This is a genomic window from Flavobacterium plantiphilum (genome assembly GCF_046000495.1).
Taxonomy (GTDB): Bacteria; Bacteroidota; Bacteroidia; order Flavobacteriales; family Flavobacteriaceae; genus Flavobacterium; species Flavobacterium plantiphilum.
The window spans coordinates 342,187-368,004 of the sequence record NZ_JBELQA010000002.1; the positions used below are offsets into that span (position 1 = coordinate 342,187).

General features: G+C 31.1%; 22 protein-coding genes and 1 tRNA gene. 14 read left to right on the forward strand and 9 right to left on the reverse strand.

Annotation, left to right across the window (positions count from 1 at the left end):
- The first annotated feature begins 165 nt into the window (after positions 1–165).
- From ABS764_RS04260 to ABS764_RS04275, 4 genes are read left to right on the forward strand one after another with little or no spacing between them, the layout of a single operon-like run.
- The gene (locus ABS764_RS04260) at positions 166–381 is read left to right on the forward strand and encodes a DUF350 domain-containing protein (protein WP_408080311.1); all 216 of its coding nucleotides are present in this window, start codon (positions 166–168) and stop codon (positions 379–381) included.
- The gene (locus ABS764_RS04265; RefSeq protein ID WP_408080313.1) at positions 374–1,894 is read left to right on the forward strand and encodes a polyamine aminopropyltransferase; all 1,521 of its coding nucleotides are present in this window, start codon (positions 374–376) and stop codon (positions 1,892–1,894) included. The genes ABS764_RS04260 and ABS764_RS04265 overlap by 8 nt, the downstream gene beginning before the upstream one ends.
- The gene (locus tag ABS764_RS04270; protein ID WP_408080315.1) at positions 1,872–3,497 is read left to right on the forward strand and encodes an NAD(P)/FAD-dependent oxidoreductase; all 1,626 of its coding nucleotides are present in this window, start codon (positions 1,872–1,874) and stop codon (positions 3,495–3,497) included. Before ABS764_RS04265 ends, ABS764_RS04270 begins: the two co-directional genes overlap by 23 nt.
- Positions 3,475–4,491, forward strand: coding sequence for a hypothetical protein (locus ABS764_RS04275; protein WP_408080317.1), 1,017 nt, complete (start codon positions 3,475–3,477; stop codon positions 4,489–4,491). Before ABS764_RS04270 ends, ABS764_RS04275 begins: the two co-directional genes overlap by 23 nt.
- Positions 4,492–4,546: 55 nt before the next feature.
- Here ABS764_RS04275 and ABS764_RS04280 read toward each other — a convergent pair whose 3' ends face one another.
- The 5 genes from ABS764_RS04280 to ABS764_RS04300 form a co-directional block, all read right to left on the reverse strand.
- Positions 4,547–6,670, reverse strand: a complete 2,124-nt coding sequence (locus tag ABS764_RS04280) for a Tex family protein (protein WP_408080319.1) — start codon at positions 6,668–6,670, stop codon at positions 4,547–4,549.
- Positions 6,671–6,746: 76 nt separating this feature from the next.
- Positions 6,747–7,313, reverse strand: a complete 567-nt coding sequence (locus tag ABS764_RS04285) for a DUF4870 domain-containing protein (protein ID WP_408080321.1) — start codon at positions 7,311–7,313, stop codon at positions 6,747–6,749.
- Between the two features lie 111 nt (positions 7,314–7,424).
- Entirely contained in the window at positions 7,425–8,564 is a 1,140-nt protein-coding gene (locus tag ABS764_RS04290; protein ID WP_408080323.1) for an ATP-binding protein, read from the reverse strand.
- Positions 8,565–8,756: 192 nt separating this feature from the next.
- Entirely contained in the window at positions 8,757–9,188 is a 432-nt protein-coding gene (gene rpiB, locus ABS764_RS04295; RefSeq protein WP_408080325.1) for a ribose 5-phosphate isomerase B, read from the reverse strand.
- Between the two features lie 655 nt (positions 9,189–9,843).
- Positions 9,844–10,083 carry a DUF2007 domain-containing protein gene (locus tag ABS764_RS04300; protein WP_408080327.1) on the reverse strand — a complete coding sequence of 80 codons (240 nt, stop codon included), beginning with the start codon at positions 10,081–10,083 and terminating at the stop codon, positions 9,844–9,846.
- A gap of 116 nt (positions 10,084–10,199) precedes the next feature.
- On the opposite strand from ABS764_RS04300, the gene rnr reads away from it, so the two are divergent.
- The 3 genes from rnr to ABS764_RS04315 are packed head-to-tail and all read left to right on the forward strand — an operon-like array spanning position 10,200 to position 13,790.
- Complete coding sequence (gene rnr / locus ABS764_RS04305) at positions 10,200–12,380, forward strand: ribonuclease R (protein ID WP_408080329.1); 2,181 nt, start codon at positions 10,200–10,202, stop codon at positions 12,378–12,380.
- An 18-nt stretch (positions 12,381–12,398) separates the two neighbouring features.
- Positions 12,399–13,067, forward strand: coding sequence for a head GIN domain-containing protein (locus ABS764_RS04310; RefSeq protein WP_408080331.1), 669 nt, complete (start codon positions 12,399–12,401; stop codon positions 13,065–13,067).
- Between the two features lie 39 nt (positions 13,068–13,106).
- Complete coding sequence (locus tag ABS764_RS04315) at positions 13,107–13,790, forward strand: LysE family translocator (protein WP_408080333.1); 684 nt, start codon at positions 13,107–13,109, stop codon at positions 13,788–13,790.
- 725 nt (positions 13,791–14,515) lie between these two features.
- On the opposite strand, the gene ABS764_RS04320 is transcribed toward ABS764_RS04315, so the two are convergent.
- Positions 14,516–14,586: transfer RNA gene (locus ABS764_RS04320), tRNA-Cys, on the reverse strand.
- Positions 14,587–14,658: 72 nt separating this feature from the next.
- Positions 14,659–15,018, reverse strand: coding sequence for a dihydroneopterin aldolase (folB, locus tag ABS764_RS04325; protein ID WP_408080335.1), 360 nt, complete (start codon positions 15,016–15,018; stop codon positions 14,659–14,661).
- Between the two features lie 145 nt (positions 15,019–15,163).
- Between folB and ABS764_RS04330 the strand changes: the two genes are divergently transcribed.
- The 4 genes from ABS764_RS04330 to ABS764_RS04345 all read left to right on the forward strand — a co-directional run bounded on the left by ABS764_RS04330 (position 15,164) and on the right by ABS764_RS04345 (position 18,537).
- On the forward strand, positions 15,164–17,287 hold the full coding sequence (locus ABS764_RS04330; protein WP_408080337.1) for a glutamine--tRNA ligase/YqeY domain fusion protein: 2,124 nt from the start codon (positions 15,164–15,166) through the stop codon (positions 17,285–17,287).
- Between the two features lie 319 nt (positions 17,288–17,606).
- Complete coding sequence (locus tag ABS764_RS04335; protein ID WP_408080339.1) at positions 17,607–17,903, forward strand: YtxH domain-containing protein; 297 nt, start codon at positions 17,607–17,609, stop codon at positions 17,901–17,903.
- Between the two features lie 26 nt (positions 17,904–17,929).
- On the forward strand, positions 17,930–18,280 hold the full coding sequence (locus tag ABS764_RS04340; protein ID WP_408080341.1) for a competence protein: 351 nt from the start codon (positions 17,930–17,932) through the stop codon (positions 18,278–18,280).
- Positions 18,281–18,282: 2 nt separating this feature from the next.
- Complete coding sequence (locus ABS764_RS04345) at positions 18,283–18,537, forward strand: DUF6327 family protein (protein WP_408080343.1); 255 nt, start codon at positions 18,283–18,285, stop codon at positions 18,535–18,537.
- Positions 18,538–18,560: 23 nt separating this feature from the next.
- On the opposite strand, the gene ABS764_RS04350 is transcribed toward ABS764_RS04345, so the two are convergent.
- Positions 18,561–19,553: an SPFH domain-containing protein gene (locus ABS764_RS04350; RefSeq protein ID WP_408080345.1), complete on the reverse strand. Its 993-nt coding sequence runs from the start codon at positions 19,551–19,553 to the stop codon at positions 18,561–18,563.
- A 76-nt stretch (positions 19,554–19,629) separates the two neighbouring features.
- Between ABS764_RS04350 and ABS764_RS04355 the strand changes: the two genes are divergently transcribed.
- A complete protein-coding gene (locus tag ABS764_RS04355; RefSeq protein WP_408080347.1) occupies positions 19,630–20,271 on the forward strand; it encodes an outer membrane beta-barrel protein in 642 nt (213 codons plus the stop codon).
- Between the two features lie 36 nt (positions 20,272–20,307).
- Here the strand turns inward: ABS764_RS04355 and gltX are convergent, their stop codons facing one another.
- Positions 20,308–21,813, reverse strand: coding sequence for a glutamate--tRNA ligase (gene gltX, locus ABS764_RS04360; RefSeq protein ID WP_408080349.1), 1,506 nt, complete (start codon positions 21,811–21,813; stop codon positions 20,308–20,310).
- A 162-nt stretch (positions 21,814–21,975) separates the two neighbouring features.
- Between gltX and ABS764_RS04365 the strand changes: the two genes are divergently transcribed.
- Together ABS764_RS04365 and ybeY are read left to right on the forward strand one after the other, a co-directional pair.
- Positions 21,976–25,260 carry a DUF4175 family protein gene (locus tag ABS764_RS04365; RefSeq protein ID WP_408080351.1) on the forward strand — a complete coding sequence of 1,095 codons (3,285 nt, stop codon included), beginning with the start codon at positions 21,976–21,978 and terminating at the stop codon, positions 25,258–25,260.
- On the forward strand, positions 25,257–25,676 hold the full coding sequence (gene ybeY, locus ABS764_RS04370; protein WP_408080353.1) for an rRNA maturation RNase YbeY: 420 nt from the start codon (positions 25,257–25,259) through the stop codon (positions 25,674–25,676). Before ABS764_RS04365 ends, ybeY begins: the two co-directional genes overlap by 4 nt.
- The last annotated feature ends 142 nt before the right edge of the window (positions 25,677–25,818 follow it).

The following is a 25,818-nucleotide window of genomic DNA, read 5'->3' on the forward strand; positions in this document are numbered from 1 at the left end:
AATTATCTGATTATTTTAATTGGCGGAATTTTCTATTGCGTTTTTATTTACTATAACATCACGGGAAACCGAATTTGCGATTGCGAATCGACCGAAAACTATAAACCTTCTACGAACAGAAGTAGTATCAACCATTTTTACCACAAATAATAAAACCAAAATACTATGGATATTTTAACTATGAGACCCGTTTTAGCTTCAATTGTTTTTTCTCTTTTAGGAATTATCATTCTATTGATTGCTTATTTTATCATCGAAAAAATGACTCCTGAAAACACTTGGGATCAAATCTCAAAAAACAATAATGTGGCTTTAGCAATTGTTTTTGCAGCCTTTATCATTGGAATTTCAATGATTATTAGTGCCGCAATTCATGGGTAAAAAGTTTTTAAAATTTGAATACTTATTACTTTTTGCCGTATTTACTATTGCTACCTGTGGACTAGTTTACGAACTGGTTGCGGGTACATTAGCTAGTTATTTATTAGGTGATTCAGTAAAACAATTTTCTTTCATCATTGGAGTCTATCTATTTTCTATGGGTATAGGCTCCTATTTTTCAAAATTTTTGACCAAAAACCTGCTCAATACTTTTATTGAAATTGAAATCTTAGTGGGTTTAATAGGAGGACTGAGTTCGGTTATTTTATTTCTAATGTTTGAAAGTATCAATTCCTTTCAATTTATACTTTATTTCCTTGTTTTTGTAACAGGATGTTTAGTAGGATTAGAAATTCCGCTTTTAATGAATATCCTAAAAAATAAAGTTGAGTTTAGAGACTTAGTATCTAATGTTTTTACTTTTGATTATATCGGAGCATTATTAGCTTCTATCCTTTTCCCCTTGGTTTTAGTGCCTAAATTAGGTATTATGGGTACTTCCTTGTTTTTCGGATTGATAAATGTATCAATAGCCATTGCTTTGTGTTATATGCTTAAAAAGGAAATCAAAAAAATAAACCTATTAAGAAGCAAAGCAATTTTATCCTTTTTAATCTTACTCATCGTTTTCATTTTTTCCGATAAAATTTTATCTTTTTCAGAAGGAAAACTGTATGGGGAAAACATTATTTACACGAACACAACTCCTTACCAAAGAATTGTTTTAACCCACAACAAAAGCGATTACAGATTGTATCTCAACAACAATCTGCAATTTAGTTCCGCGGATGAATACCGTTATCATGAAGCTTTAGTTCATCCTGCTTTATCGATGGCAAAAAACGTATCTAACGTTTTAGTTTTAGGCGGTGGTGATGGACTGGCTGTTAGAGAAATTTTAAAATACAAACAGGTTAAAAAAATAACCTTGGTAGATTTAGACGAAGGCATGACCAAAATGTTTAAAACCAATACCATATTGACTGGTTTTAATAAAAATTCGCTTAATAATTCAAAAGTTAGTGTTTATAACAAAGATGCCTATGTTTGGGCAAAAAACTGTCAAGGAAAATTTGATGTCGTAATCATTGATTTTCCTGATCCTTCCAATTATAGTTTAGGTAAATTATATTCTCTTAATTTTTATGCTACTATTCAAAAATTATTAAAAACAGATGCTGTAGTAGTAATACAAACTACCTCTCCTTATTTTGCACCCAAATCATTTTGGTGCATCAATAAAACAGTTATGCAGGTTTTTCCTCAGGTAGATGCTTATCACGCTTATGTTCCTTCGTTTGGAGAATGGGGCTATACTATTGCTATCAATGGATTTGGAACCACTTTTAATACCGTAAACCGAAAATTGAATAACTTACGTTTTTACAATTATCAATTTGATCAATTCAATTATTTTTCACAGGATATGATTTCAAAAGATATTGAAATCAATCGATTAGATAACCAAATTTTAGTACGCTATTTCGATGATGAATGGGGAAAATTACAATAATTCAAGAAGAAACTTCTTCAAAATAGTTGCCGCTTCTTTACTCGCTATCCCTTTTTTAGATAGTTGTAAAGAAAAAGCAATTAGCCTCTTGATTCGATTGTCAGGAACCAATCATATTTTGGGACACCAATTGCGTGTTCAAAATTTCCCAAAACCATCTCAGGAAATTTCAGTTCCCTACTTAATTGTTGGCGGTGGGATTTCGGGTTTAAGTGCCGCAAGACAATTAACTAAAAAAGGAATCACTAATTTTCTAATGGTTGAGTTAGAAGATCATTTGGGAGGTAATTCATCTAATGGAGAAAATAAATATTCTAAATATCCATTAGGAGCCCATTATTTACCCTTACCCAATATGGAAGACAAAGCATTATTGGAATTTTTAGAAGAAGAAAAAATCATCTTAGGCTATGACACTCAAGGTTTTCCTAAATTTGATGAAACCCAACTTACCATTGCGCCAGACGAGCGTTTATTTTACAAAAATAATTGGCAAGAAGGTGTGGTGCCAAAAGAAGGAAATACATCTCTTGAGGATGAAGAATTAGTCCGTTTCTTTAAATTAATGGATTATTTTAGGATCAAAAAAGACGAAAAGGGGAAATATTGGTTTATGATTCCGCTATCCGAATCTTCCAGGGATGAAACGCTAAAAGAATTAGATGCTATCACAATGAAACAATGGTTTGAAAACAATCACTTTTCGTCGATCCCTTTATATAATTATATTGATTATTGTTGCAAAGATGATTTTGGTTTAGGGATAGAATATGTTTCTGCTTATGCTGGTATTCACTATTTTGCAGGAAGAAAACAAAATACTTCACAAAACAAGCAAGATACTGTACTTACTTGGCCTGAAGGAAATGCCAAATTAGCCCATCATTTGCAAAAATATGTAAAGGACAAATCGTTAAAAAACCATTTGGTTTATAACATTGAAACCAAGAATAATAAAGCTATTGCAAAAATTTTTAACAATAATACAAAAAGTTCCATCGCTATTACAGCCGATAAAATTTTGCTTGCCACACCTCAATTTGTCAATCAATATCTCTTAAAAAACAGAAAAGATTTTACTTCAAAATTTCACTATACACCATGGTTACTGGCTACATTAGTAGTTTCAGAGTTAAGCGATAACGGCAGTTATCCCCTATGTTGGGACAATGTAATTTACGGGGCTAAAGGTTTAGGATATGTATATGACCAACAACAATCTTTACAGCAACTTCAGGATAAGAAAGTAATTACATATTACTACAGCTTTTCATCTTCTGATTTAAAAAGAACTCGAAGAGCATTGTATAAAAAATCCAAAGAATATTGGAAACAAATGGTATTTGATGATTTAAAAATAGCTCATCCAACTATAGAAATAGCCACTGAAAGTATTGAAATCCATCTGTTAGGTCATGGAATGATTAGCCCTACCCCCGGTTTTATTTATGGTCAAGCCAAAAAAGAAGCAGCGCAAAACATTGAAAATAAAATTTATTTTGCACATAGTGATCTATCTGGTATATCCATTTTTGAAGAAGCCTTTCATCAGGGAATTAACGCAATAAACACAATGATTGATGGAACAACCCTGGATTCATAAAGCAAAAACGGATAGTTTATTTATATTGTTACCTTCCTTTTTGGTAGTCACAATAGTATTTTTATTCCAACAACAACTTCAGGAAATAGAAGATAAATATTCCTTTTATACCTGGCTTTTTCTAATTGTTTTTATTGATGTAGCTCATGTTTACGCCACCTTATTTAAGACTTATTTTGTAGCAAGTGAATTTCAAAAAAGAAAAAAACTATTAATTGGATTACCTGTTTTATGTTTTCTGATTGGAATATTTTTGTTTTCTTTTGGAAGTGGTATTTTTTGGTCTGTATTGGCTTATATAGCCGTTTTTCATTTCATTAGACAGCAATACGGTTTTATGCGCTTATATGCCCGAAATGAATCAAAAAAATGGGCTTGGATCGATAATTTAATTATTTACAACGCAACCATCTATCCCATGCTGTATTGGTTTTTATCGGCTCCCAGAAAATTTAACTGGTTTGTTGAAAATGAATTTATACATTTTCATGAGCCTTACTTAATTTCAATCTTGACGTGGATATATGCTTCTATTCTTGTTTTTTACATAATTAGAACAATCTATTTATCCCTTAAAACTAAATATTTTAATATTCCAAAAAATGCCATAATTGTTGGTACTATTTTATCCTGGTACTTTGGCATTGTATATTTTAATAACTATTTAATATTTACATTGCTAAATGTAGTTTCTCATGGAATTCCCTATATCGCCTTAATTTATCTCAATGAAATAGATAAAAAACCAGTATCAGAATTAAACTGGCTATTCTATTTTAAACAATTCAAAGGACTTTTACTATTTCTAATCGTGTTACTTTTTATTGCTTTCTCTGAAGAATACCTATGGGAAATTCTGGTTTGGAACGAACAATTTTCAGGCACAACAAAAGATTTTTCTAATTGGTATTTTTTAATTGTACCCTTGTTAACAGTACCTCAATTTACCCATTATCTCTTGGATGGTTTTATTTGGAAATCGAAAAAGGGTTAAAAAAAAAATCCCAAATTCCAGTAATGTTGGATTTTGGGATTTTTTGTTTTAAATTTTAAATAACCATCGTCAGCTGAATACGTTTCCTATCTTCATCTACTTCAGTTACTTTTACCTGTACTTGTTGGTGTAGCTTCACTACTTCATTTACATCGCTTACGAAGCCTGCTTTAAGCTGAGAGATATGAACCAAACCGCTTTCTTTGATTCCTAAATCAACAAAACAGCCAAAATTGGTAATGTTATTCACAATTCCGGGTAAAATCATTCCTGATTTTAAATCTTTAATCGTTTTTACCGTTGGATCAAATTCAAAAACTTTAGCGACTTTTCTTGGATCTAAACCTGGTTTTTCTAATTCTTTGATAATGTCCTTAATCCCTAAAATCCCAATCGTTTCATTGGTATAATTTTCTGCTTTTATCAAAGCTGTTTTTTCTTTGTTGGCAATCAAATCATTTACCGAAAGTTTTAAATCTTTGGCCATTTTTTCCACAATAGGATAAGCTTCCGGATGTACTGCCGAATTGTCTAATGGATTTTTTCCTTCTTTTATTCGAATAAAAGCCACACCTTGCTGATACGCTTTTTCACCTAATCGAGGCACTTTTTTCAATTGTTTTCTATCTTGAAAAGGACCATTTTCAGAACGGTATTGCACAATATTTTCGGCCAGCTTCTCTCCTATTCCACTCACATAACTCAACAAATGCTTGCTCGCCGTGTTGATATTAATACCCACCGAATTCACACAACGAATTACAGTGGAATCCAGTTCTTCTTTCAACTTATTTTGATCCACATCATGCTGGTATTGGCCTACGCCAATGGCTTTCGGGTCAATTTTTACCAATTCAGCCAAAGGATCACTCAGCCTACGACCGATAGAAACCGAACCACGAACCGTTACATCATAATTAGGAAATTCTTCTCGAGCAATTTTCGAAGCCGAATAGACCGATGCTCCAGCCTCAGAAACCACAAAAACCTGTACTTCTCGGTCAAAAGCAATTTTTTTGATAAAGAATTCTGTTTCTCTCGAAGCTGTTCCGTTACCAATGGAAATAGCATCAATGTTATACGCATTAACCATCGAACGGATTTTTTTCATTGCCATGGCCGATTCATTTTGAGGAGCATGCGGATAAATGGTTTCGTTATATAACAAATCGCCTTTTTCATCCAGGCAAACTACTTTACAGCCACTTCTAAAACCGGGATCAATGGCTAAAATTCGTTTTTCTCCTAAAGGCGGAGCCAATAACAACTGCCCTAGATTATTGGCAAAAACCTGAATCGAATTGGCATCGGCCTTTGCTTTAGCCTCCTGTAAAGTTTCATTTGCAATAGCGGGTTGCAACAAACGTTTGTAACTATCTTCAATGGCTAATTGCACATGAGGCGTAGTGGCATTTTGTCCTTTTAAAACCAATTCGTCTATAATATCATAAGCTTCATCAACATCCACTTCGACTTTAAACTTGATAAAACCTTCATTCTCGGCACGCAACATCGCCAATAATCGGTGCGATGGTGCTTTAGAAACAGGTTCTGACCAATCAAAATACTGACTGAATTTTTGGGCTCCCTCCTCTTCCTTTTTACTTTTAACCACTTTGGTTGTAATGGTCGCTTTTCGTTGGTACAATCGTCTTAATTGTTTACGAACAAAAATATTTTCGTTAATCCATTCGGCAATGATATCTCTTGCTCCTTGCAGAGCGGAATCTTCGTTTACCACATTTTCATTCAAATATTTAGAAGCTATAAAATCAACATCATCATTGTTTTGAGCCATGATAATTTTTGCCAAAGGTTCTAATCCGTTTTCGCGGGCTACATCGGCCTTTGTTTTTTTCTTCTTTTTGTATGGCAAATAAAAATCTTCCAGTTCTTGCAAATCAAAACTTTGCTGTATTTTTTTCTCTAATTCCGGCGTCAACGCTTTTTGCTCTTCTATAGATTTAAGAATGGCTTCTTTTCTTTTTACGATGCTCTCGTATTCTTTGTTTAATTTGGCAATCTGCTCAATTTGAACTTCATCCAGATTCCCTGTAGTATCTTTACGATAACGGGAAATAAACGGAATGGTGCAATCTTCTTCTAATAATTGAACGGTTTTTTGAATATTTATGGCTGCTGTTTGAACAGACTTAGCGATGAATTGTATGTTAGTCATTTTTTGAATTTTCTAACCGCAAAGAAGCGAAGTTTTCTCAAAGTTCGCAAAGTATTTTTAGTTTATTAGAGTATAATTATTTCAAAAATTTTATTGGGTTTGGATAATAATTCTTTATCTGATTACTTTTTATTTTTATAGCTACATAAATTGAATAACAAATGTTTAAAAAGGTAAAGCTATAATAAGCAAGGAAAATAGATACTATTCCTAATCCCAAATGCATTATTTTACCTAAAACCGCAATAATTAAGATTAGATTTGAAATTATTGAAAAGAGAATTTGAAAATTTAAAATATTTTTTCCTTGGTTGTTAACTTCAATTATACTATCTCTTTTATTTAACCATAAAATAAGCGGTAAAATGATATTTCCCAGAGGTATTATGATATTGGAAATTATTGATAAATGAAGAAAAATTAAATAACTATTATCTTCTTTTTTTCCAAAATCAAGTATTTCTTCAATGTTGATTTCTAAAACTTCACAAATCTGTTTTAACGTATTTCCTCGGGGTTCATTTTCATCTTTTTCAATTCTTTGTAATGTTCTTAAATTGATTTTTGACAAGTCAGCAAGTTCTTCTTGAGACATTCCTTTTTGCTTTCTAATTTTTGAAATTTTTGTTCCAATAGTTTCCATAATATAGCTTTTAAAAATTTCCTCAAAATTAGATTGCTTAACCTATTTTATCTTGCGGTTTGTTTACGACATGTTTACGACATTCCTGTCCAGAAGCTGGTTTTATTAGATTTACTGTATAAAATCTAAATAATTCTGCTTGTTAATCACTTCAAAACTGGCTTCCGGATAAGCTTTGGCGAAAGCCGTAGGAATCTTGGCTTTTCGGTTTTCATTCCATTTGAATTCGAAACCGTGTAAATTACCGTTCTCTTCTTCTACCCAGTCTAATTCTTGTTGGTCATAAGTGCGCCAAAAATAATTAGTAACCGTTTTTTGAGTATAATTTTGGTATTTAATTCGTTCGGAAGCGAGATAATTTTCCCATAATGCACCAACATCCGTTCTGGAATCCAAACGACTAAAATTGGCTATAATCGCATTTCGGATACCATTATCATAAAAATACCATCGGTTTGATTTTGTAATTTCCTTACGTAAATTTCTACTGAAACCTGGTACTTTATAAATAACAAAAACTTTAGAAAGTAAGTCTAAATAACTTTCGACCGTGTTTTTAGAAATACCCAATTGTCGGGCTAATTCCTGTAGCGACACTTCTTGCCCAACTTGAAAAGCTATTAATTTTAACAAATCCAGAATTTTATTCGATTGTTTAATACCTTCATAAACCAAAATATCCTTCAATAAATACGAATTGACTATCTCCTTTAAATAATTGATTTTCTCATTCCAATCCAGGTATTGTTCCAATTCCGGATACGATCCAAAAAGTAATCGTTCTTCTAATTTTTGAGTAGTTTCTTTGAAATTTTCATATTTAGCAAACTCCATTTGAGCCAATGGAAATAAATAAATAGTGTTTTTTCTGCCTACTAAAGGTTCGCCCAGCTTATTCGATAAATCAAAAACCGAAGATCCTGTAGCAATGACTTTTATATCTTCAATAGTATCTACAATCAATTTCAAAATCAATCCTATTTCAGGAATATTTTGGGCTTCGTCAATAACTAACAATTTTACATTCGCTAAAAGACGTTTGTAATTAACAACTGATCGTTCTTTCAATAAATCGGCATCTTGAATATCTTCCCCATTTAATTGTAAATAATCTTCTTTAGGAATCGTAGAAAGATAATTTTTGATGAAAGCCGTTTTACCCACACGTCTTGCTCCCAATAAAATCAAAACTTTATTAGGTAAAACTTTTTTGGAAAATACTGTATCTATTCCTCTTTCTAAAAAATTCATGACTTTGAATTTTTAACTATTTAGATACAAATATAATCAAAAAACGTTAATTCAGTCAGTACGTTGACTGAATTAACATTAATTCAGTCAGTATGTTGACTGAATTTACATTAATTTAGTCAATAGAAAACAAAAAAAGCCCGGTGAAATACCGAGCTTTTATTAATTTTTGGTGCGCAGCACCGCGAATTTTTATTTACAAGCAATTTTGTCCACTCTGTTTTGGTGTCTTCCACCCTCAAAAGCAGTTTCTAAAAAGGTTTCTACAATTTCAATAGCTTGCTGAATTGAAGTATATCGCGCCGGAATACTTACAATATTAGCATCATTATGCAAACGTGTTAAATAAGCAATTTCTTTAGTCCAGCACAAACCTGCTCTCACTCCTGCGTGTTTATTAACCGTCATTGCAATTCCGTTTCCGCTTCCGCAAATAACAATACCAAAATCTGCTTTTCCTTCTTCAACATCTGTTGCAACCGGGTGACCAAAATCAGGGTAATCAACAGAAGCATCTGTATCCGTTCCATAATTAGTTACTTCATATCCTTTAGCTTCTAACCATTTTACTATAGCTATTTTATATTCCGGACCTGCGTGATCATTTCCTATTGAAATTTTCATTATATATCTTTTTAATTTTTTGCAAATTTACCAAAACTATTTGTCTTTTAACAGATTTTAAAAAGGAAAACTATGATAGCTATAATTATCAGATTATTAGCAGCATAGGAGCTTATTAACATTTTTTAATAATGTATAAAATACTGGTAATCAATTCATAAAATAGATTTAATCTGTTAAAATTTTGCATTGTTAATAGTGAATTCTAATTCGTTGATTTTCAGTTAACTTTAATTTAACATGAATTGTTAATAAGTTAAGAAAGAAAATCAGAAGTTTTTTTTGTCTGTATCGAAAAAAAATCTAATCCAAAATTGGAATTTATAAACCTAAAAAAGTTTGAACGATTTTTAGAAAAGTTATAAACACAAAAAACAAGTTTATCAATATAATTTCAAAAATTACTTATTTACATTTTAAAATGATTTTTGGTTATCAACCATTGTTAACTAAAAATCAAAAACACTTTAAAATTAAATATTTAGCTTCATGTAACTATGTTAATAACTCATAATAACAAACTAAAACTTCATTTTTAAACTATTTCTAAAAAAATTATTGCAGCTATTAACACGCTATAATAACAAACAATAATTTAATTAATTTAAAATTTTCTTTTTTATAATATTAATATATGTTGACAACTTTGAAAAGATTAAACAATTTTTAGATTGTTATCGTTTCTCATTTCTTCAAGAATTGTTTTTACAGTTTCAAAATCGTTAGGATGAATTTTAAGTTTGATTCCTCCTAAAGCTGTGGAATACATAGGAGCGAAAGAAGACATGATTTCATTTTGAAAATAATATTGCAGACCTTCATGATTCAATCGGTGTTTTAGAATTTCGATTTCATGGATGTAATCAAAAGTGGCAATGGTTATAAAAGCTTCCATATCGAATTGTTTAATGTTGAAACAACTGCTAATCCGTTATATTTTATTTAAAACTGGCTTCATATCTCTTTTAAGTGTTAACTATTTTGTAATTTTCGACTTTTAAGAAAAGACGTATGGGAAAAAGATTAAGAAAGCCTGTTAAGAAAGAGAAAAGTTTCTCAGATAAAATTATAAAAATATTATCGAATAGTGCTAATAAAGCTTTCAATTATAAGCAAATAGCAGCAAAATTAGAAGTAGATGATACACAAAGCAGAAATCAGATTATAAAAGACTTAAAGATTCTTGCTGCGGAAAAGAAAATCACAGAATCTGAACCCGGAAAATATTTAATCAAGGCGGTGAGTCAGGATTATTATGAAGGAACAATTGATATGACGAGTCGTAAAACGGCTTATTTTATTTGTGATGAATTTGAAGAGGATATTTTCATTCCAACAAATAATTTAAATCGTGCTTTAGACAAAGATAAAGTAAGCGTTTATGTTTATAACAGAAGAAAGGGCAGAAGAGCTGAAGGAGAGGTAATTAAAGTTTTAGAAAGACATAAAACGGACTTTGTTGGAGTAATTGATATTCAAAAGAACTTTGCTTTTGTATCGACTGCAAATCCAAAAATGTATACTGATATTTTTATTCCAAAAGACAATTTAGGCGAAGCTGAAAATGGTGATGTGGTATTAGTTCACATCGAAGACTGGCCTAAAAGAGCTGATAGTCCGTTTGGGAAAGTGGTGAAAGTTTTAGGAAAACCCGGAGAACACGATACGGAGATTCATGCTATTTTGGCGGAATACGGTTTGCCTTCTGAATTTCCAATTGAAGTAGAAACTTACGCTCAAAAAATTGATACTTCAATAACAGAAGCTGAAATTGCGAAGCGTCGTGACATGCGGGATACGCTGACTTTTACGATAGATCCAAAAGATGCTAAGGATTTTGATGATGCACTTTCTTTTAAAAAATTAGAAAATGGTAATTACGAAATTGGTATTCACATTGCCGATGTTTCGCATTATTTAGAAGAAGGAACTATCCTTGATGATGAAGCGTATCAAAGAGCAACTTCGGTTTATTTAGTAGATAGAGTAGTGCCAATGCTTCCTGAAGTGTTGTCTAATTTTGCTTGTTCATTGCGTCCGCAGGAGGAGAAATATACTTTTTCGGCTGTATTTGAAATTACTGAAAAATGTCAGGTGGTCAATCAGTGGTTTGGCAGAACCGTAATTTATTCAGACCAACGATTTGCTTACGAAGAAGCACAATACATCATAGAAACCAAAGACGATACTATTCCGGAAGAAATTTCACTTACTGGTAGTTCTTATCAGGTTTCAGAAGAAATTGTCTCAGCAACGCTTAAATTAGATGAATTAGCTAAAATTTTCCGTAGAAAGAGAATGAATGACGGAGCCATTTCATTTGATAAAGTAGAAGTAAAATTTAATCTGGATGCCGAAGGAGAACCGGAAGGTGTTTATTTTAAAGTTTCAAAAGATGCCAATCATCTGATTGAAGAATTCATGCTTTTAGCTAATAAAAAAGTAGCGGAATACATTGGAAAACAAAAGAAAACTTTTGTTTACAGAATACACGACGAACCCAATGAAGATAAATTAATTGCGATGCAGAATGTAATTGCAAAATTTGGTTATAAAATTGATTTCCGTAATCCTGACGATATTTCCAAATCATTGAATCAGTTAATGGCTGATGTAAATGGAAAAAAGGAACAGAATTTAATTGATACACTGGCTATCAGAAGTATGAGTAAAGCCAAATATTCTACAGATAATATTGGTCATTACGGATTAGCTTTTGATTATTATTCGCATTTTACCTCGCCTATTCGTCGTTATCCGGATGTTATGGTACACCGTTTGTTACAGTATTATCTGGATGGAGGAAAATCAGCCGATGAGGAATTGTATGAAACCAAATGTCTGCATTGTTCTACGATGGAAGGTTTAGCTACTAATGCCGAAAGAGATTCGATTAAATACATGCAGGTAAAATACATGCAGGATCATCAGGATCAGGAATTTTTAGGTGTTATTTCTGGTGTTACCGAATGGGGAATTTATGTTGAAATTGTCGAAAATAAATGCGAAGGGATGGTTCGGATAAGAGACATAAAAGAAGACTATTATACCTTTGATGAAAAACAATATGCCTTAGTTGGCGCTACTTCAGACAAATTATTACAATTAGGAGATGAAATTTACGTTAAAGTAAAAAATGCCGATTTAGTCAAAAAACAATTGGATTTTAATTTTATAAGAAGAGCAGAATAAACAATTAAATTAATGAAAATGAGAAAATTATTTATAGCAGCATTAGTAATCCTGTCACAAGCAGGTTTTGCACAGTTAACAAAAACATTAGGTGATTTTAGCAGCTTAAAAGTGTATGATAAACTAACAGTAAAATTAATAGCTTCTACTGAAAACAAGGTGGTTATTAGTGGAAACAGAGAAAAAGAAGTAGAAGTGGTTAATAATAATGGGGAATTAAAGTTAAGAATGCCTTTCCCTAAATTGTTATCTGGGGATGATATTTCTATCAAATTGTATTATAAAAATATTGATGATATAACGGCTAATGAAGGATCGTCGGTATCCGGTGATGCTGTTTTTAAGCAAACTATTTTTAATTTAAATGCTAAAGAAGGTGCTTCTATTAACATAAAAGTAGATGCTCAGAAAGTCAATGTAAAAGCTGTAACGGGAGGAATTATAGAATTGAGTGGCGGAGCAATCAATCAGGATGTAATTATTATGTCTGGCGGGGTGTTAAAATCTAAAAATTTAGCTACTTCACAATCCACAGTAAGTGTTTCTGCAGGTGGAACTGCTGAGATTAATGCAAGTACTTTAGTCGATGCAAAAGTGAAAGCAGGAGGTAATATTTTTATCTACGGTAAACCGAAACAAATTAATCAGCAAACAGTTTTAGGAGGAAAAATTGAAGAAAAAGAATAAAAAAAATGTATTTTTATTCTAAAATAAATTCTGAAATTAATGATTAACGATATTTTATCAGGTATTCCCTGGGGAATTTTCCTGAGTTTTATGATTGGTCCTGTTTTTTTTATTTTACTGGAAACCAGTATTTTAAAAGGATTCAGAGCCGCTCTTGTTTTTGATTTAGGAGTAGTTTTAGGTGATATAATTTTTATTTCAATTGCTTATTTAGGTAGTTTCAGATTAATACAGAGTTTAAAAGATAAGCCGGCTCTTTTTATTTTCGGAGGTATTTTAATGTTTGCTTATGGTATAATATCATTAATAAGTTTAAGAAAAGAGAAGAGAATTAATACCAAAGAAATTGACAGGGAAATACTTAAAAAGGATTATTTCAGTTTGTTTATAAAAGGACTTTTTTTAAATGTTATTAATATTGGAGTTTTAGGATTCTGGCTGGCAGTAATTATTTCAGTTGGACCTAAATTAGATATGCAAACTTCCAGAATGATGACTTTTTTTACTACCGTAATTATTACTTATCTGTTAGTAGATTGCATTAAAATTTTGTTAGCTAAACAACTAAAATCTAAAATGACTCCTGGGAATATCCTCAGAATTAAGAAAGGAATCAGTGTTGTTTTAATGGTTTTTGGGATTGTTTTAATGATTCAGGGTTGGTTCCCTAAAGAAAAAGAAATGGTTACTAAAGCCTTTCAACATATTGAAGAACAAAAATAAAATGAATTATTAAACCGCTTATAATGAGCGGTTTTTTTATAGACTTAATATTTTTGAATATGAAAAATATCTCTGTATGTACTTTAATTATTAGTTTATTCTTTATTAGCTGTAATAATACTGATAAGTTTGAAAATCAATGGTTTTCCTTGAATAGTAAATTAAAAATTAATAACGATAAAACTTTGAATTTGAACGTTTTAATTCCATTTCTTCTTCTATTTCCAAAGGTAAATGGGAAGTTGTTAATGATACTTTGATTTTAAATAGTTTTCAAACTAATCAATGCTATTTTTATGAAAATTTCAAACTAAAACCTTTAAGAAAGAATGATAAATATATTCTTGTAAAGACTAATAAAGATTGTCATCCAAATCAAGGTTATGTAAATTTTAAAAATGAAAAATTTTATTTAAAAGATTCTATTTTAATTTATAAAACTGAAATAAATAATGACAATCCTAAGTTGAATACTATTTATAATTTTACTAGAAAAAGTAGATATATGTAGAATGAAATACCTCTAAATTACTTTGTAGGTTCTTGATTTATCGTTAGGATTCGAACCTAACTTTACTTAATTTTTCTCAAAAATTAGACATAAAAAAAACTCCAAATTACTTTGAATATTTTTGAGGTATCGTCCGGATTCGAATCTATCTTTATTTAATTTTTTCTAAAAATTAATCATAAAAAAAAGAGACACATTTCTGTGTCTCTTTTTGAGGCATCGTCCGGATTCGAACCGGAGTAGGAGCTTTTGCAGAGCCCAGCCTAGCCGCTCGGCCACGACGCCATTGTTTTTATGGACTGCAAAAGTAATTAAAAACTTTAAAGTTTAAAACTTTTACTCTAAAACTTTTAATTTTTAATTTCTGGTTTCTTCTAAAATTATGGTAACTGATTCAACATCACCACCAATAGGAGGATTGATTTTTGAGACTTCCACAATGGTTTTCATTACCATAGGAATTTCAGCCAATACTCTTGTATTAATTCTTTTAGCTACATGTTCTAATAATTTAGACCGAATAGCCATTTCTTCAACAACAATACGATTTAAATGCACGTAATCTACTGTATCTGCTAATTCGTCTGATTGTGTAGATTGTTGTAAATCGGCCTTAATTTCTAAGTTAACAGCATAATCAGAACCTATTTTTCCTTCTTCAACTAAACATCCGTGGTATGAAAAAGTTCGGATATTTTTTAATTTAATAGTTTCCATATTATTCTTGTTGTTATTAGTTGTTTTTTAATTCGGCACTAAAGTACAAAATATTTGAAATTTTTAGCTTTAAAGTAAATATGCAATTCTTCAAGTCCTTATTTAATCAACAATTTTGATAACTTTGTGTTTTTAAAACTTAGACATGTCAACTGAAGAAAAATCACTGCATTTTATAGAACAAATTATCGAAGAAAACTTAACTAATGGTTTTCCTCAAAATAAATTAAGATTCCGTTTCCCACCTGAACCTAATGGTTATTTACATATTGGACATGCTAAATCCATTTGTTTGAATTTTGGTTTAGGATTAAAATACAATGCTCCGGTAAATTTACGTTTTGATGATACCAATCCGGCTAAAGAAGAGCAGGAGTATGTGGATGCCATTAAAGAAGATTTGCAATGGTTAGGGTTCCAATGGGATAAGGAATTGTATGCTTCTGATTATTTCCAACAGTTGTATGACTGGGCTATTATTTTAATTAATAAAGGCAAAGCTTATGTAGACAGTCAATCTTCTGAAGCAATGGCAGAACAAAAAGGAACACCTTCTCAAGCAGGGGTTGACAGTCCGTATAGAAATCGTTCTGTAGAAGAGAATTTAGCTTTATTTGAAGGAATGAAAAACGGTGATTTTCAAGAAGGAACTCATGTTTTGCGTGCTAAAATTGATATGGCTTCTTCTAATATGTTAATGCGTGATCCTATCATGTACCGCGTTTTACATAAAGAACATCATAGAACCGGAAACGATTGGTGCATTTATCCAATGTATGATTATACACATGGAGAAAGTGATTATTTAGAGCAAATTTCACACTCTATTTGTACTTTAGAATTTGTCATGCACCGTGAATTATACGATTGGTTTTTAGACCAAATTTATGATGAATCTAAGGTTAGACCACATCAATATGAATTTGCTCGTTTGAACCTGAATTATACGGTAATGAGTAAAAGAAAGTTGTTACAATTAGTACAGGAAAACTTTGTTTCTGGATGGGACGATCCCAGAATGCCTACGATTTCCGGATTAAGAAGAAGAGGATATACAGCAGCTTCTATTAGAAAATTCTGTGATATTATTGGTGTTGCTAAACGGGAGAATATCATTGATTATTCGTTATTAGAATTCTGTTTGCGTGATGATTTGAATAAAACTGCACCTCGTGTAATGGCTGTTTTAGATCCGGTAAAAGTGGTAATTACTAATTATCCTGAAGGAAAAGAGGAGTGGTTGGATGCCGAAAATAATCAGGAAGATGAAAGTGCAGGTTTTAGAAAAGTACCTTTTTCTAAAGAATTTTATATTGAAAGAGAAGACTTTTTAGAAGTAGCTCCGGCTAAGTTTTTCCGCTTAAGTATTGGTAATGAAGTACGTCTTAAAAATGCTTATATCATTAAAGGAGAAAGTGTTGTAAAAGATGCTGATGGAACAATTACTGAAATTCATGTTACCTATGATGAAGACAGTAGAAGTGGAAGTGGAAGTGAAGCTTCTAAACGTAAAGTAGCTGGAACCTTGCATTGGGTTTCAATTCAACACGCTGTTGAAGCCGAAGTACGTTTATATGACAGATTGTTTATAGATGAAGCTCCGGACAGTCATAAAGAGAAAAATTTCCTTGATTTTATAAATCCAAATTCATTATCTATAGTAAAAGGATTCGTAGAACCAAGTTTAGAAACAGCAGTTTTAGGAGATAAATTCCAATTCCAACGTTTGGGTTATTTCAATGTGGATAAAGATTCAACGGCTTCTAAATTAGTGTTTAACAAGACTGTAGGACTAAAAGATGCCTGGGAAGAAAAAGGTAAAAAAGAAACTAATAGTATTAATAATGCTTTAAAAGATATCAACAAATATTTTAAAGTTAGTACCAGAGAAGAGCGTAATGCAATACGAAATGCAATAGGAGAGACCCTGGCCGGAATTTCGAATTATAGTTTATTGCAAAATTCATTTAAGAAAAATATCAACAATAATAAAAGTTCGTTGTTGTTTGCTAATTTGATTTTGAAATATGCTCCTTTAAAAGCATCTGATTACGATAGAGAAGATTTGCAAAAATTATTTACAATGTCCCTTAGAAGTGAATCGACTTTTGTTCGTTCGAGAACTGTTTTAAATTTGTATCATTTAGAATATGATTCAGAATTTAAAAATTCTTTCAGAGATGAAATTTTAAAGTTAGAATCGAATCCTCCAAAAAATTCCTCCGAAAGAGAAAAAGAATTTATAGAACAATTTTTAAATAAATTATAACTATTGAAAAGCGCTAATTAAGCGCTTTTTTTTATTATTATAAAATCCTATTTATATTTTTAAAACTATAATTTTTATAGATTAAAAAAGGCTTTCATATTTTAATTTTAAGCGATTTTTTAAAAGAATCCGATACAGAATATATTTTTATTTTTTGAATCGATTTAAAGGTTTAATTTGGGTTTTTAGTGTTCGTTTTTTGATAATTTAACTATTCCTGACCAGAGTTTCATATTTCGACTTTTTTTATAACCATTCCTTAAGAAAAGATTCGAAAATTAATTAGTATCTTTAAGGAAACTTAAAAAAATAAATAATTATGGCAACTAATACTGGAAACACAATAATAGCTCTTGTAAGTGGTGCAGCCATTGGAGCCGCACTGGGAATTTTATTTGCACCTGATAAAGGGGATAAAACAAGAAAAAAAATTAAAGACGGGTATAAGGATCTTGAAAAAGATTTAAAATCGAAATTAAATAATGCTAAAATAGATTTAGAAGAAACTTATGGAGAATTAGTTTCTAATATGAGCCATAAAACAGAAGATGTCATTTCGTTTTTAGAAATAAAATTAGCTGAACTTAAAGAGCAAAATGCTAAACTTCAAAAATAATTTTATAAAAATTGAAATAAAACAATATGGCTTTTGATGATTTAAAAGAGCATTCAGAAAACATTCAGGAACAAGCTAAAGATTATATCTATAAGAATTTATCTTATTATAAATTGGTAGCGTTCAAGATGGCTATGAAATCTACTACAATGGTTTTTAAGTTTACCTTGATTTTGCTGTGTTTTTGTATGGTTTTATTGTTTTGTTCCATCGGATTAGCTTTTGCTATTTCGAGTTATTTAGGAAGTTATACTTTAGGATTTTTAACTGTCGGTTTCATTTATTTGCTTTGTACCGGATTATTGTTTTTGGTAAAAGACAAAATTGTTGAAGGACCTATTTTAGAGAAATTTTCAGAAATCTTTTTTAATGATTAATTATGCAAACCAAAAAATATTCTTCTTATGCACAAATTGATAACGAATTAGAAATTCTGAAAATTGAAAAAGAAATCAGTTATCAGAAAATGGTTTTGAGTGTTCAGAAAACAAAAGAAAGTTTTACTTTTCTAAATGTAGCATCAAATGTAGCAGATGCTGTAAAAAGCACTTTTTTTAGCTCCTCTGGGACGATATTAAGTTTGATGATACCAATTATTATAAAATGGTTTACAAATAAAAAAAGAGGCAATTAAGCCTCTTTTTTGTGTTTAAGTATTTATTCTTCATCATTTTCATCATCGTTATCTGATGAATAATCTTCAGGTTCTTCTAATTTTGTTTGTTCTTTTTTAGGTAAAACTTTTCTGTTTTTCTTCATCATTTCACCTACCTGATTGGATGCCGAGAATGAAGCTACCATGTTATTCAGCATCTCGCTTCCTGCTTGTGGAGAATTAGGTAATAAAATTAAATTAGAATTGGTATCAGCTCCAATAGCTTGCAAAGTATCATAATGCTGTGTAACTACAATTAAGGCAGAGGCTTCCTGAGAATTGATTCCTACGCGGTTCAATACATCCACACTTTCTACTAATCCACGGGCAATTTCGCGTCTTTGATCTGCAATACCCTGTCCTTGTAATCTTTTGCTTTCGGCCTCAGCTTTTGCTTTAGCTACAATTCTAATTCTGGATGCTTCTGCTTCAAATTCAGCTACTGTCTTTTCTCTGTCGGCAGCATTAATTCTGTTCATCGCATTTTTTACCTGAATATCCGGATCAATATCAGTTACCAGAGTGTTGATAATGGTATACCCATAAGTAGTCATCGCTTCATTTAATTCTCTTTTTACAGCAATGGCAATATCATCTTTTCTTTCAAAAACATCATCTAATTTTAATTTAGGAACTTCGGCACGAACTACGTCAAATACATAAGATGTAATTTGATCATGCGGATATTCTAATTTGTAAAAGGCATCATAAACGGTTTCTTTAACTACCATAAACTGAACGGAAACTTTTAGTTTAACAAACACATTGTCTTTAGTTTTCGTTTCAATAATAACGTCTAATTGCTGAATCTTAAGATTTACACGACCTGCAATTTTGTCAATTATAGGAATTTTTAATTGCAGTCCGGAATGTCTGATACTTAGAAATTTTCCAAAACGTTCCACAATCACCGCTGTTTGCTGTTTGACCGTAAAGAAAGAAGAGAGGAAAATAAAGAGCGCAATAAATAATAGAAAAATCATTGGAATATTCATGATATATAATTTAGTTAAAATTTCCCTGTTAAATTACAAAAAAACTTTAGGTTTGTGTCTGTTTAAAACACTTATTATGAAAAAGCTTACGTTATCTTTTTGTTTTCTATTGATTTCCTTAGGTAGTTTTGCTCAATATGGTTATCGCGATTCTAACAGAATTGGGATTACTGCTGGAATCAATCAGTTTACCTTAAATACCAATAATTTTGATACCAAACCCCAAACGGGATGGAATGCAGGTTTATCTATGAGAGGAAATTTTCATGATAACTGGGATATGGTGTATGGCATTCAGTTTTCTGAAAACAATTTTTCTGTGGCTACTGACCAATTGGTTTTAGGAAAAGAAGATGTGAATTATAAATTACCATCCGCACAAATTTCGTTACAACTCAGTTATATTTTAATTGAAAATCATTTATCATTTGAGTTTGGTCCTTTGGTTCAGATAAACGGAAAATACAAAGTAGAGTCAGGCAAAGAAAACAATATAATTTCAGGGACTACTTTACAAGCTAAAGACATTGTGGATATTTCTAAATTTAATTTTTATCCCACGGTTGGAATTACAGCAGGAGTGAAGCATTTTAGATTAAATGTTTCCTACCAATATGGAATTTCAAATATGCTGGGTAATTTGAATTCTAAAAATCTGGGATATAAGTTCAAAGGAAACCCAGGAGTTCTAAACGGAAATGTTATTCTTTATTTATAAAAAAAGTCCCGACAATTAATCGGGACTTTTTTAGTTTTATATGTTTTCAATTGCTTTTTGAATTCTTGAAATGGTTTCTTCTTTTCCAATGACTTCCACAATATCAAATAGGTGAGGGCCTTTTAAGGCTCCAACCAAACTCAAACGGAAAGGCTGCATTACTTTACCCATTCCAATTTCGTTTTTAGTTAACCAGTCTTTTACAACTGTTTCAATAGTTACAGAAGTAAAATCGGTGATTTCTTCTAGAACAGAAACTAATTCCTGCATTAAAGCTGGTGTTTCTGCTTTCCAGTTTTTCTTTGCTTTTTCATCATATGAAGTTGGAGCTACAAAAAAGAAATCACTTAATTCCCAAAATTCAAATACAAAGTTTGCTCTTTCTTTGATTAACGATACAATTTTTGTAATCACTTCAAGTGAAGTATCGAAGCCTTTTTCTTTTAAAATAACATCAAAATCTTCTGCTAATTTTAAATCTTCTGCCTGAATCAAATATTGGTGATTGAACCATTTGTTTTTTTCCGGATCAAATTTAGCTCCCGCTTTATGAACTCGATTCAAATCAAAAGCTTCCACTAATTCTTCTAATGAAAATAATTCTTTATCTGTTCCGTCATTCCAACCTAATAAAGCTAAGAAATTAACCACAGCTTCCGGGAAGAATCCGTTTTCTCTGTAACCGGATGAAATTCCCTCTTGTGTTTTCCATTCTAAAGGAAATACTGGAAAGCCTAATTTATCTCCATCACGTTTGGATAGTTTTCCGTTTCCAACAGGTTTTAAAATCAAAGGTAAATGTGCGAATTCTGGAGCAGGCCATCCAAAAGCGTGATACAGTAAGACGTGCAATGGCATAGAAGGCAACCATTCCTCACCACGAATTACATGGGTAGTTTCCATTAAATGATCATCAACGATATTGGCTAAATGATAGGTTGGCATTCCGTCACTTTTAAACAAAACTTTATCGTCTAAAAGATTACTTTCAAATTTTACATGTCCTCGAATGATGTCTTTTAAATGTAAAATTTCATCTACCGGAGTTTTAAAACGAATCACATAATGTTCTCCGTTAGCAATTCTTTTAGCTGTTTCATCTGCAGAAATAACTAAAGAAGTATCTAACTTTTCTCTGTTGGTATGATTGTAAATAAAAGTTTTTCCTTGTTCTTCTTCAGATTTTCTATAAGCATCCAAAGCTTCTGGAGTATCAAAAGCATAGTAAGCCCAACCGGAATTAATCAATTGGTCAGCATATTGCTTGTATAAATCTTTTCTTTCGCTTTGACGGTAGGGACCAAATTTTTCATTTTTTCCAATAGTTTCATCCGGAGCAATTCCTAACCATTCTAATGCTTCCATGATGTATTCTTCCGCTCCTGGTACAAAACGGTTTTGGTCAGTATCTTCAATTCTTAGAAAGAAGGTTCCACCGTTTTTTTTGGCAAACAGATAATTAAACAGGGCAGTACGAACTCCGCCAATATGTAAAGGTCCCGTTGGACTAGGTGCAAAACGCACACGAATTGGGTTTGACATTTGATATATATTTTATACAAAGATACAATTTTAGTCAAAAGTCATTAGTCGAAAGTCGTAAAGCTTTTAATTCAAAATCATAACTTTTGACTTTAGACTTTTGTCTTTCAAACTTATGTTTATAATTATTACTTTTATGGGTTATTAAAAAGCAAAATAAATTTGAACAGTTCCAATTTCATATATCAAAAATTAGAGGCTTTTATTAGAAAGTATTATCTGAACGAATTGATACGAGGCATAGTTTTCTTTATCGGTTTGGGTTTACTGTATTTTCTATTTACGCTTTTTATAGAATATTTTCTTTGGTTAAAACCTACTGCAAGAACTATTTTGTTTTGGACTTTCGTTGGAGTAGAAGTGATTTTATTGTTCCGTTATATTGTATTTCCCCTTTTTAAATTGTTCAAATTCAAAAAGGGAATAGATTATAAGGAAGCTTCAGCTATTATAGGAAATCATTTTTCAGATGTAAAAGATAAGTTACTCAATTTTATTCAATTGTCAGATTCTGATATTCATCAGAATAAATCAGAATTGCTTCTGGCTTCTATTGAACAAAAAGCAAATGCTTTGCAACCAATTCCATTTAGTAAAGCAGTAAATTTCAACTCCAATAAAAAATATTTACCCTTAGCTATTGTACCTGTTTTATTGTTAGCTTCTTTTTATTTTTCAGGAAATAAAGGAGTCATTACTCAAAGTCTAAATAGAATAGTTCATTTTAATGCTACTTTTTTACCACCAGCTCCTTTTGAATTTGTGCTTTTGAATTCTAATTTACAAACGGAACAGAACAAAGATTTTACTGTTAAGCTTAAAACCGTTGGGAAAATCGTTCCAGAAAATGCAATGATTTTCATAAACGACGAAAGTTATTTTATGGAAAGTACTAAAGCAGGCGAATTTGAATTCAAAATAGAAAAACCTACTCAGGACATTTCTTTTCATGTTGAAGGAAATGCTGTTTCTTCTCAGGAATATCAATTGAAAGTTATTGCTGTTCCTTCTATTTTAAATTTCGAAATGCAGTTAAACTTTCCTGCTCATCTCAATAGAAAAGCTGAAATTATCAAAGGAACCGGAAATGCTATTATTCCCGAAGGAACTAAAGTTACCTGGAAAATTAATACTCAATCTACTCAAAAAGTAGTTTTTTCGAACGCTAATTCAGTTTCTGAATTCAATAAATCTGAAAATAACTTCATTTTAGCTAAAAATATTAATGAAAATACAGATTATCAAATCATTAGCTCTAATAATGCTGTAGTTGACTATGAAAAACTGAATTATCAGTTAACAGTTATCAAAGATCAGTTTCCAACCATTACCGTTAACCAGGCACCAGACAGTTTAAAGCTGGCTACGAATTATCTTTTAGGAAAAATTTCAGATGATTATGGCTTACGCCAATTACAGATTGTGTATTATGAATCGAATAAACCAACAACTGCCAAACGTGGAACAATTGCAATTAAGTCAGGAGTTTTTGATCAGTTTGTATTTGCTTTTCCTGCTAATCTTCCTGTTCAGGAAGGAGTCAATTATGATTATTATTTTGAAGTTTTTGACAATGATGTGTTGCATCATTTTAAAAGTTCTAAGTCAGCTGTGTTTTCTAATCGAATACGTACTGCACAAGAAATACAAGATTTGGTTTTACAACAACAATCAGATAATATTCAAGGTTTACAAAAATCTTTAAAGAGCCAGGATAAGCAATTTTCTCAATTGGATAAGATTCAAAAATCCGGAAAGGAAAAAGAAAATTTTGAATTTAATGATCAACAAAAGATAAAGGATTTTATCCAACAGCAAAAAAAGCAAGATGAATTGATGCGTAATTTTATGGATAAAATGAAAAATAATTTAGATGATTCTAAAACTAAAAAGGAGGATGAGTTTAAAAAAGAATTAGAAAAGCGTTTAGAATCTAATAACGAAGAAATAGAAAAAAACAAGAAACTGTTAGATGAGTTAAAAGCTTTAAATGAGAAGATGAAGAACGAAGATTTACTTGATAAGTTGGATCAGTTCAAACAAAAAAGTAAAAATCAAGTTAAGAATTTGCAACAACTTGTTGAGCTTACTAAGAAGTATTATGTTCAGAAAAAGGCAGAACAAATTGCTGATAAATTAGATAAACTTTCAGATAAACAGGATAAGCTTTCGGAAAATGAAAAAGAAAATACACTTTCAAAACAAGAAGAAATTAATAAAGAGTTTGATAAAATTCAGAAGGATTTAAATGATTTAAAAAAGGATAATAAAGAGTTAAAAGCTCCTTTGGATTTACCTCAAGATAATAATACAGAAAAATCTATTGATACCGATCTGAATAAAGCATCCGAAGAATTAAAGAATAAAAATTCTTCTAAAGCTAAACCGAATCAAAAAAATGCTGCTAAGAAAATGAAATCCATGTCTATGAAAATGGAACAAGGTATGGAAGGAGCAGAGATGGATCAAATGGAAGAAGATGTAAAAATGTTACGCCAGATTTTAGATAATCTATTAGCTTTTTCTCTTTCTGAAGAAGCCGTCATGTTGCGTTTTAAATCATTGAATACTGCTTCACCAGCTTTCAATAAGAACATAAAATTACAACAGGATTTACGTTTACAATTCAAGCATGTTGATGATAGTTTGTTTGCTATGTCTTTGCGTAATCCTAAATTAACGGAAGACATTACTCGAGAAGTTGGTAATGTACAGTATAATGTAGATAAAGCTTTAGAAACCTTATCCGATTCTCAAGTTTCAAAAGGAGTTTCTCATCAGCAATATGCAGTCGCTTCTGCTAATAAATTGGGTGATTTTTTAAGCGAAGTTTTGAATAATATGCAAATGTCTTTGTCTTCTATGGGACAAGGAAAACCAAAACCGGGTCAGGGTGAAGGGATGCAATTGCCGGATATTATTGCTAAACAACAATCTTTGGGTGACAAGATGAAGCAAGGGATGAAACCTGGTGAAGGTAAAGAAGGCAAAGGCAAAGATAAAAATGGAAAGGATGCCGGAGAAGGCGAAGACGGGGAAGGAGATGCTAAAGCTATAATGGAGATTTACAAACAGCAAAAGGAGTTGAGAGATGCTCTGGAAAGTGAATTGAAAAAGCAAGGTTTGGGTAATGCTGGACAAAATGCTTTGGACCAAATGAAGCAACTTGAAAAACAATTATTAAATAAAGGTTTTAAAAATGAAACGCTTCAGAAAGTAACGAATATTAAACAAGAATTATTGAAATTAAACAATGCTATTCAACAACAGGGAGAAGAAAATAAAAGACAATCTCAAACAAATAATAAAGAGTTTAATAATCAATCAAGGGCACTACCTAACAGCTTGTTAGAATATTTGAATAGTATAGAAATTTTAAATAGACAATCATTACCTTTGCGCTCCAATTTCAACCGTAAGGTTCAAGAATATTTTAAAACAAAATGATAAATTTTAACTACGAGAATGACTTTAATCTGGATAATGAAGAAGCAATTGCTTCATGGTTATCTGCTGTAATTGTATCTGAAAAAAAGAAAGAAGGTGAAATTAATTATATTTTTTGTGATGATGATTATCTGCATAAAATCAATCTTGAATACTTAAATCATGATACGTTGACAGATATTATTAGTTTCGATTATACGGTTGGTAATGAATTAAACGGAGATATATTTATTTCTGTAGAACGTGTTCAGGACAACGCTTCTGATTTTAATGTTTCTTTTGAAGAAGAATTAAAACGTGTATTGGTTCATGGTGTTTTACACTACTGTGGTTATAAAGATAAAGATGAAGAAAGTGAACGGTTGATGCGTTCAAAGGAAGATGAAAAAATTGCTATGTTCCACGTGGAACAATAAAGCTCTTTTTTGTCTTTCGATATAAAATGTTTCACGTGGAACATTTTAAAATTGAATATTGAAATGTCTCGTTTTCGAGACGGAATTTAAACTCGGGTTTTGATTTCAAAAATGTTTTTGAGATTAAAATTGCATCCCTGAT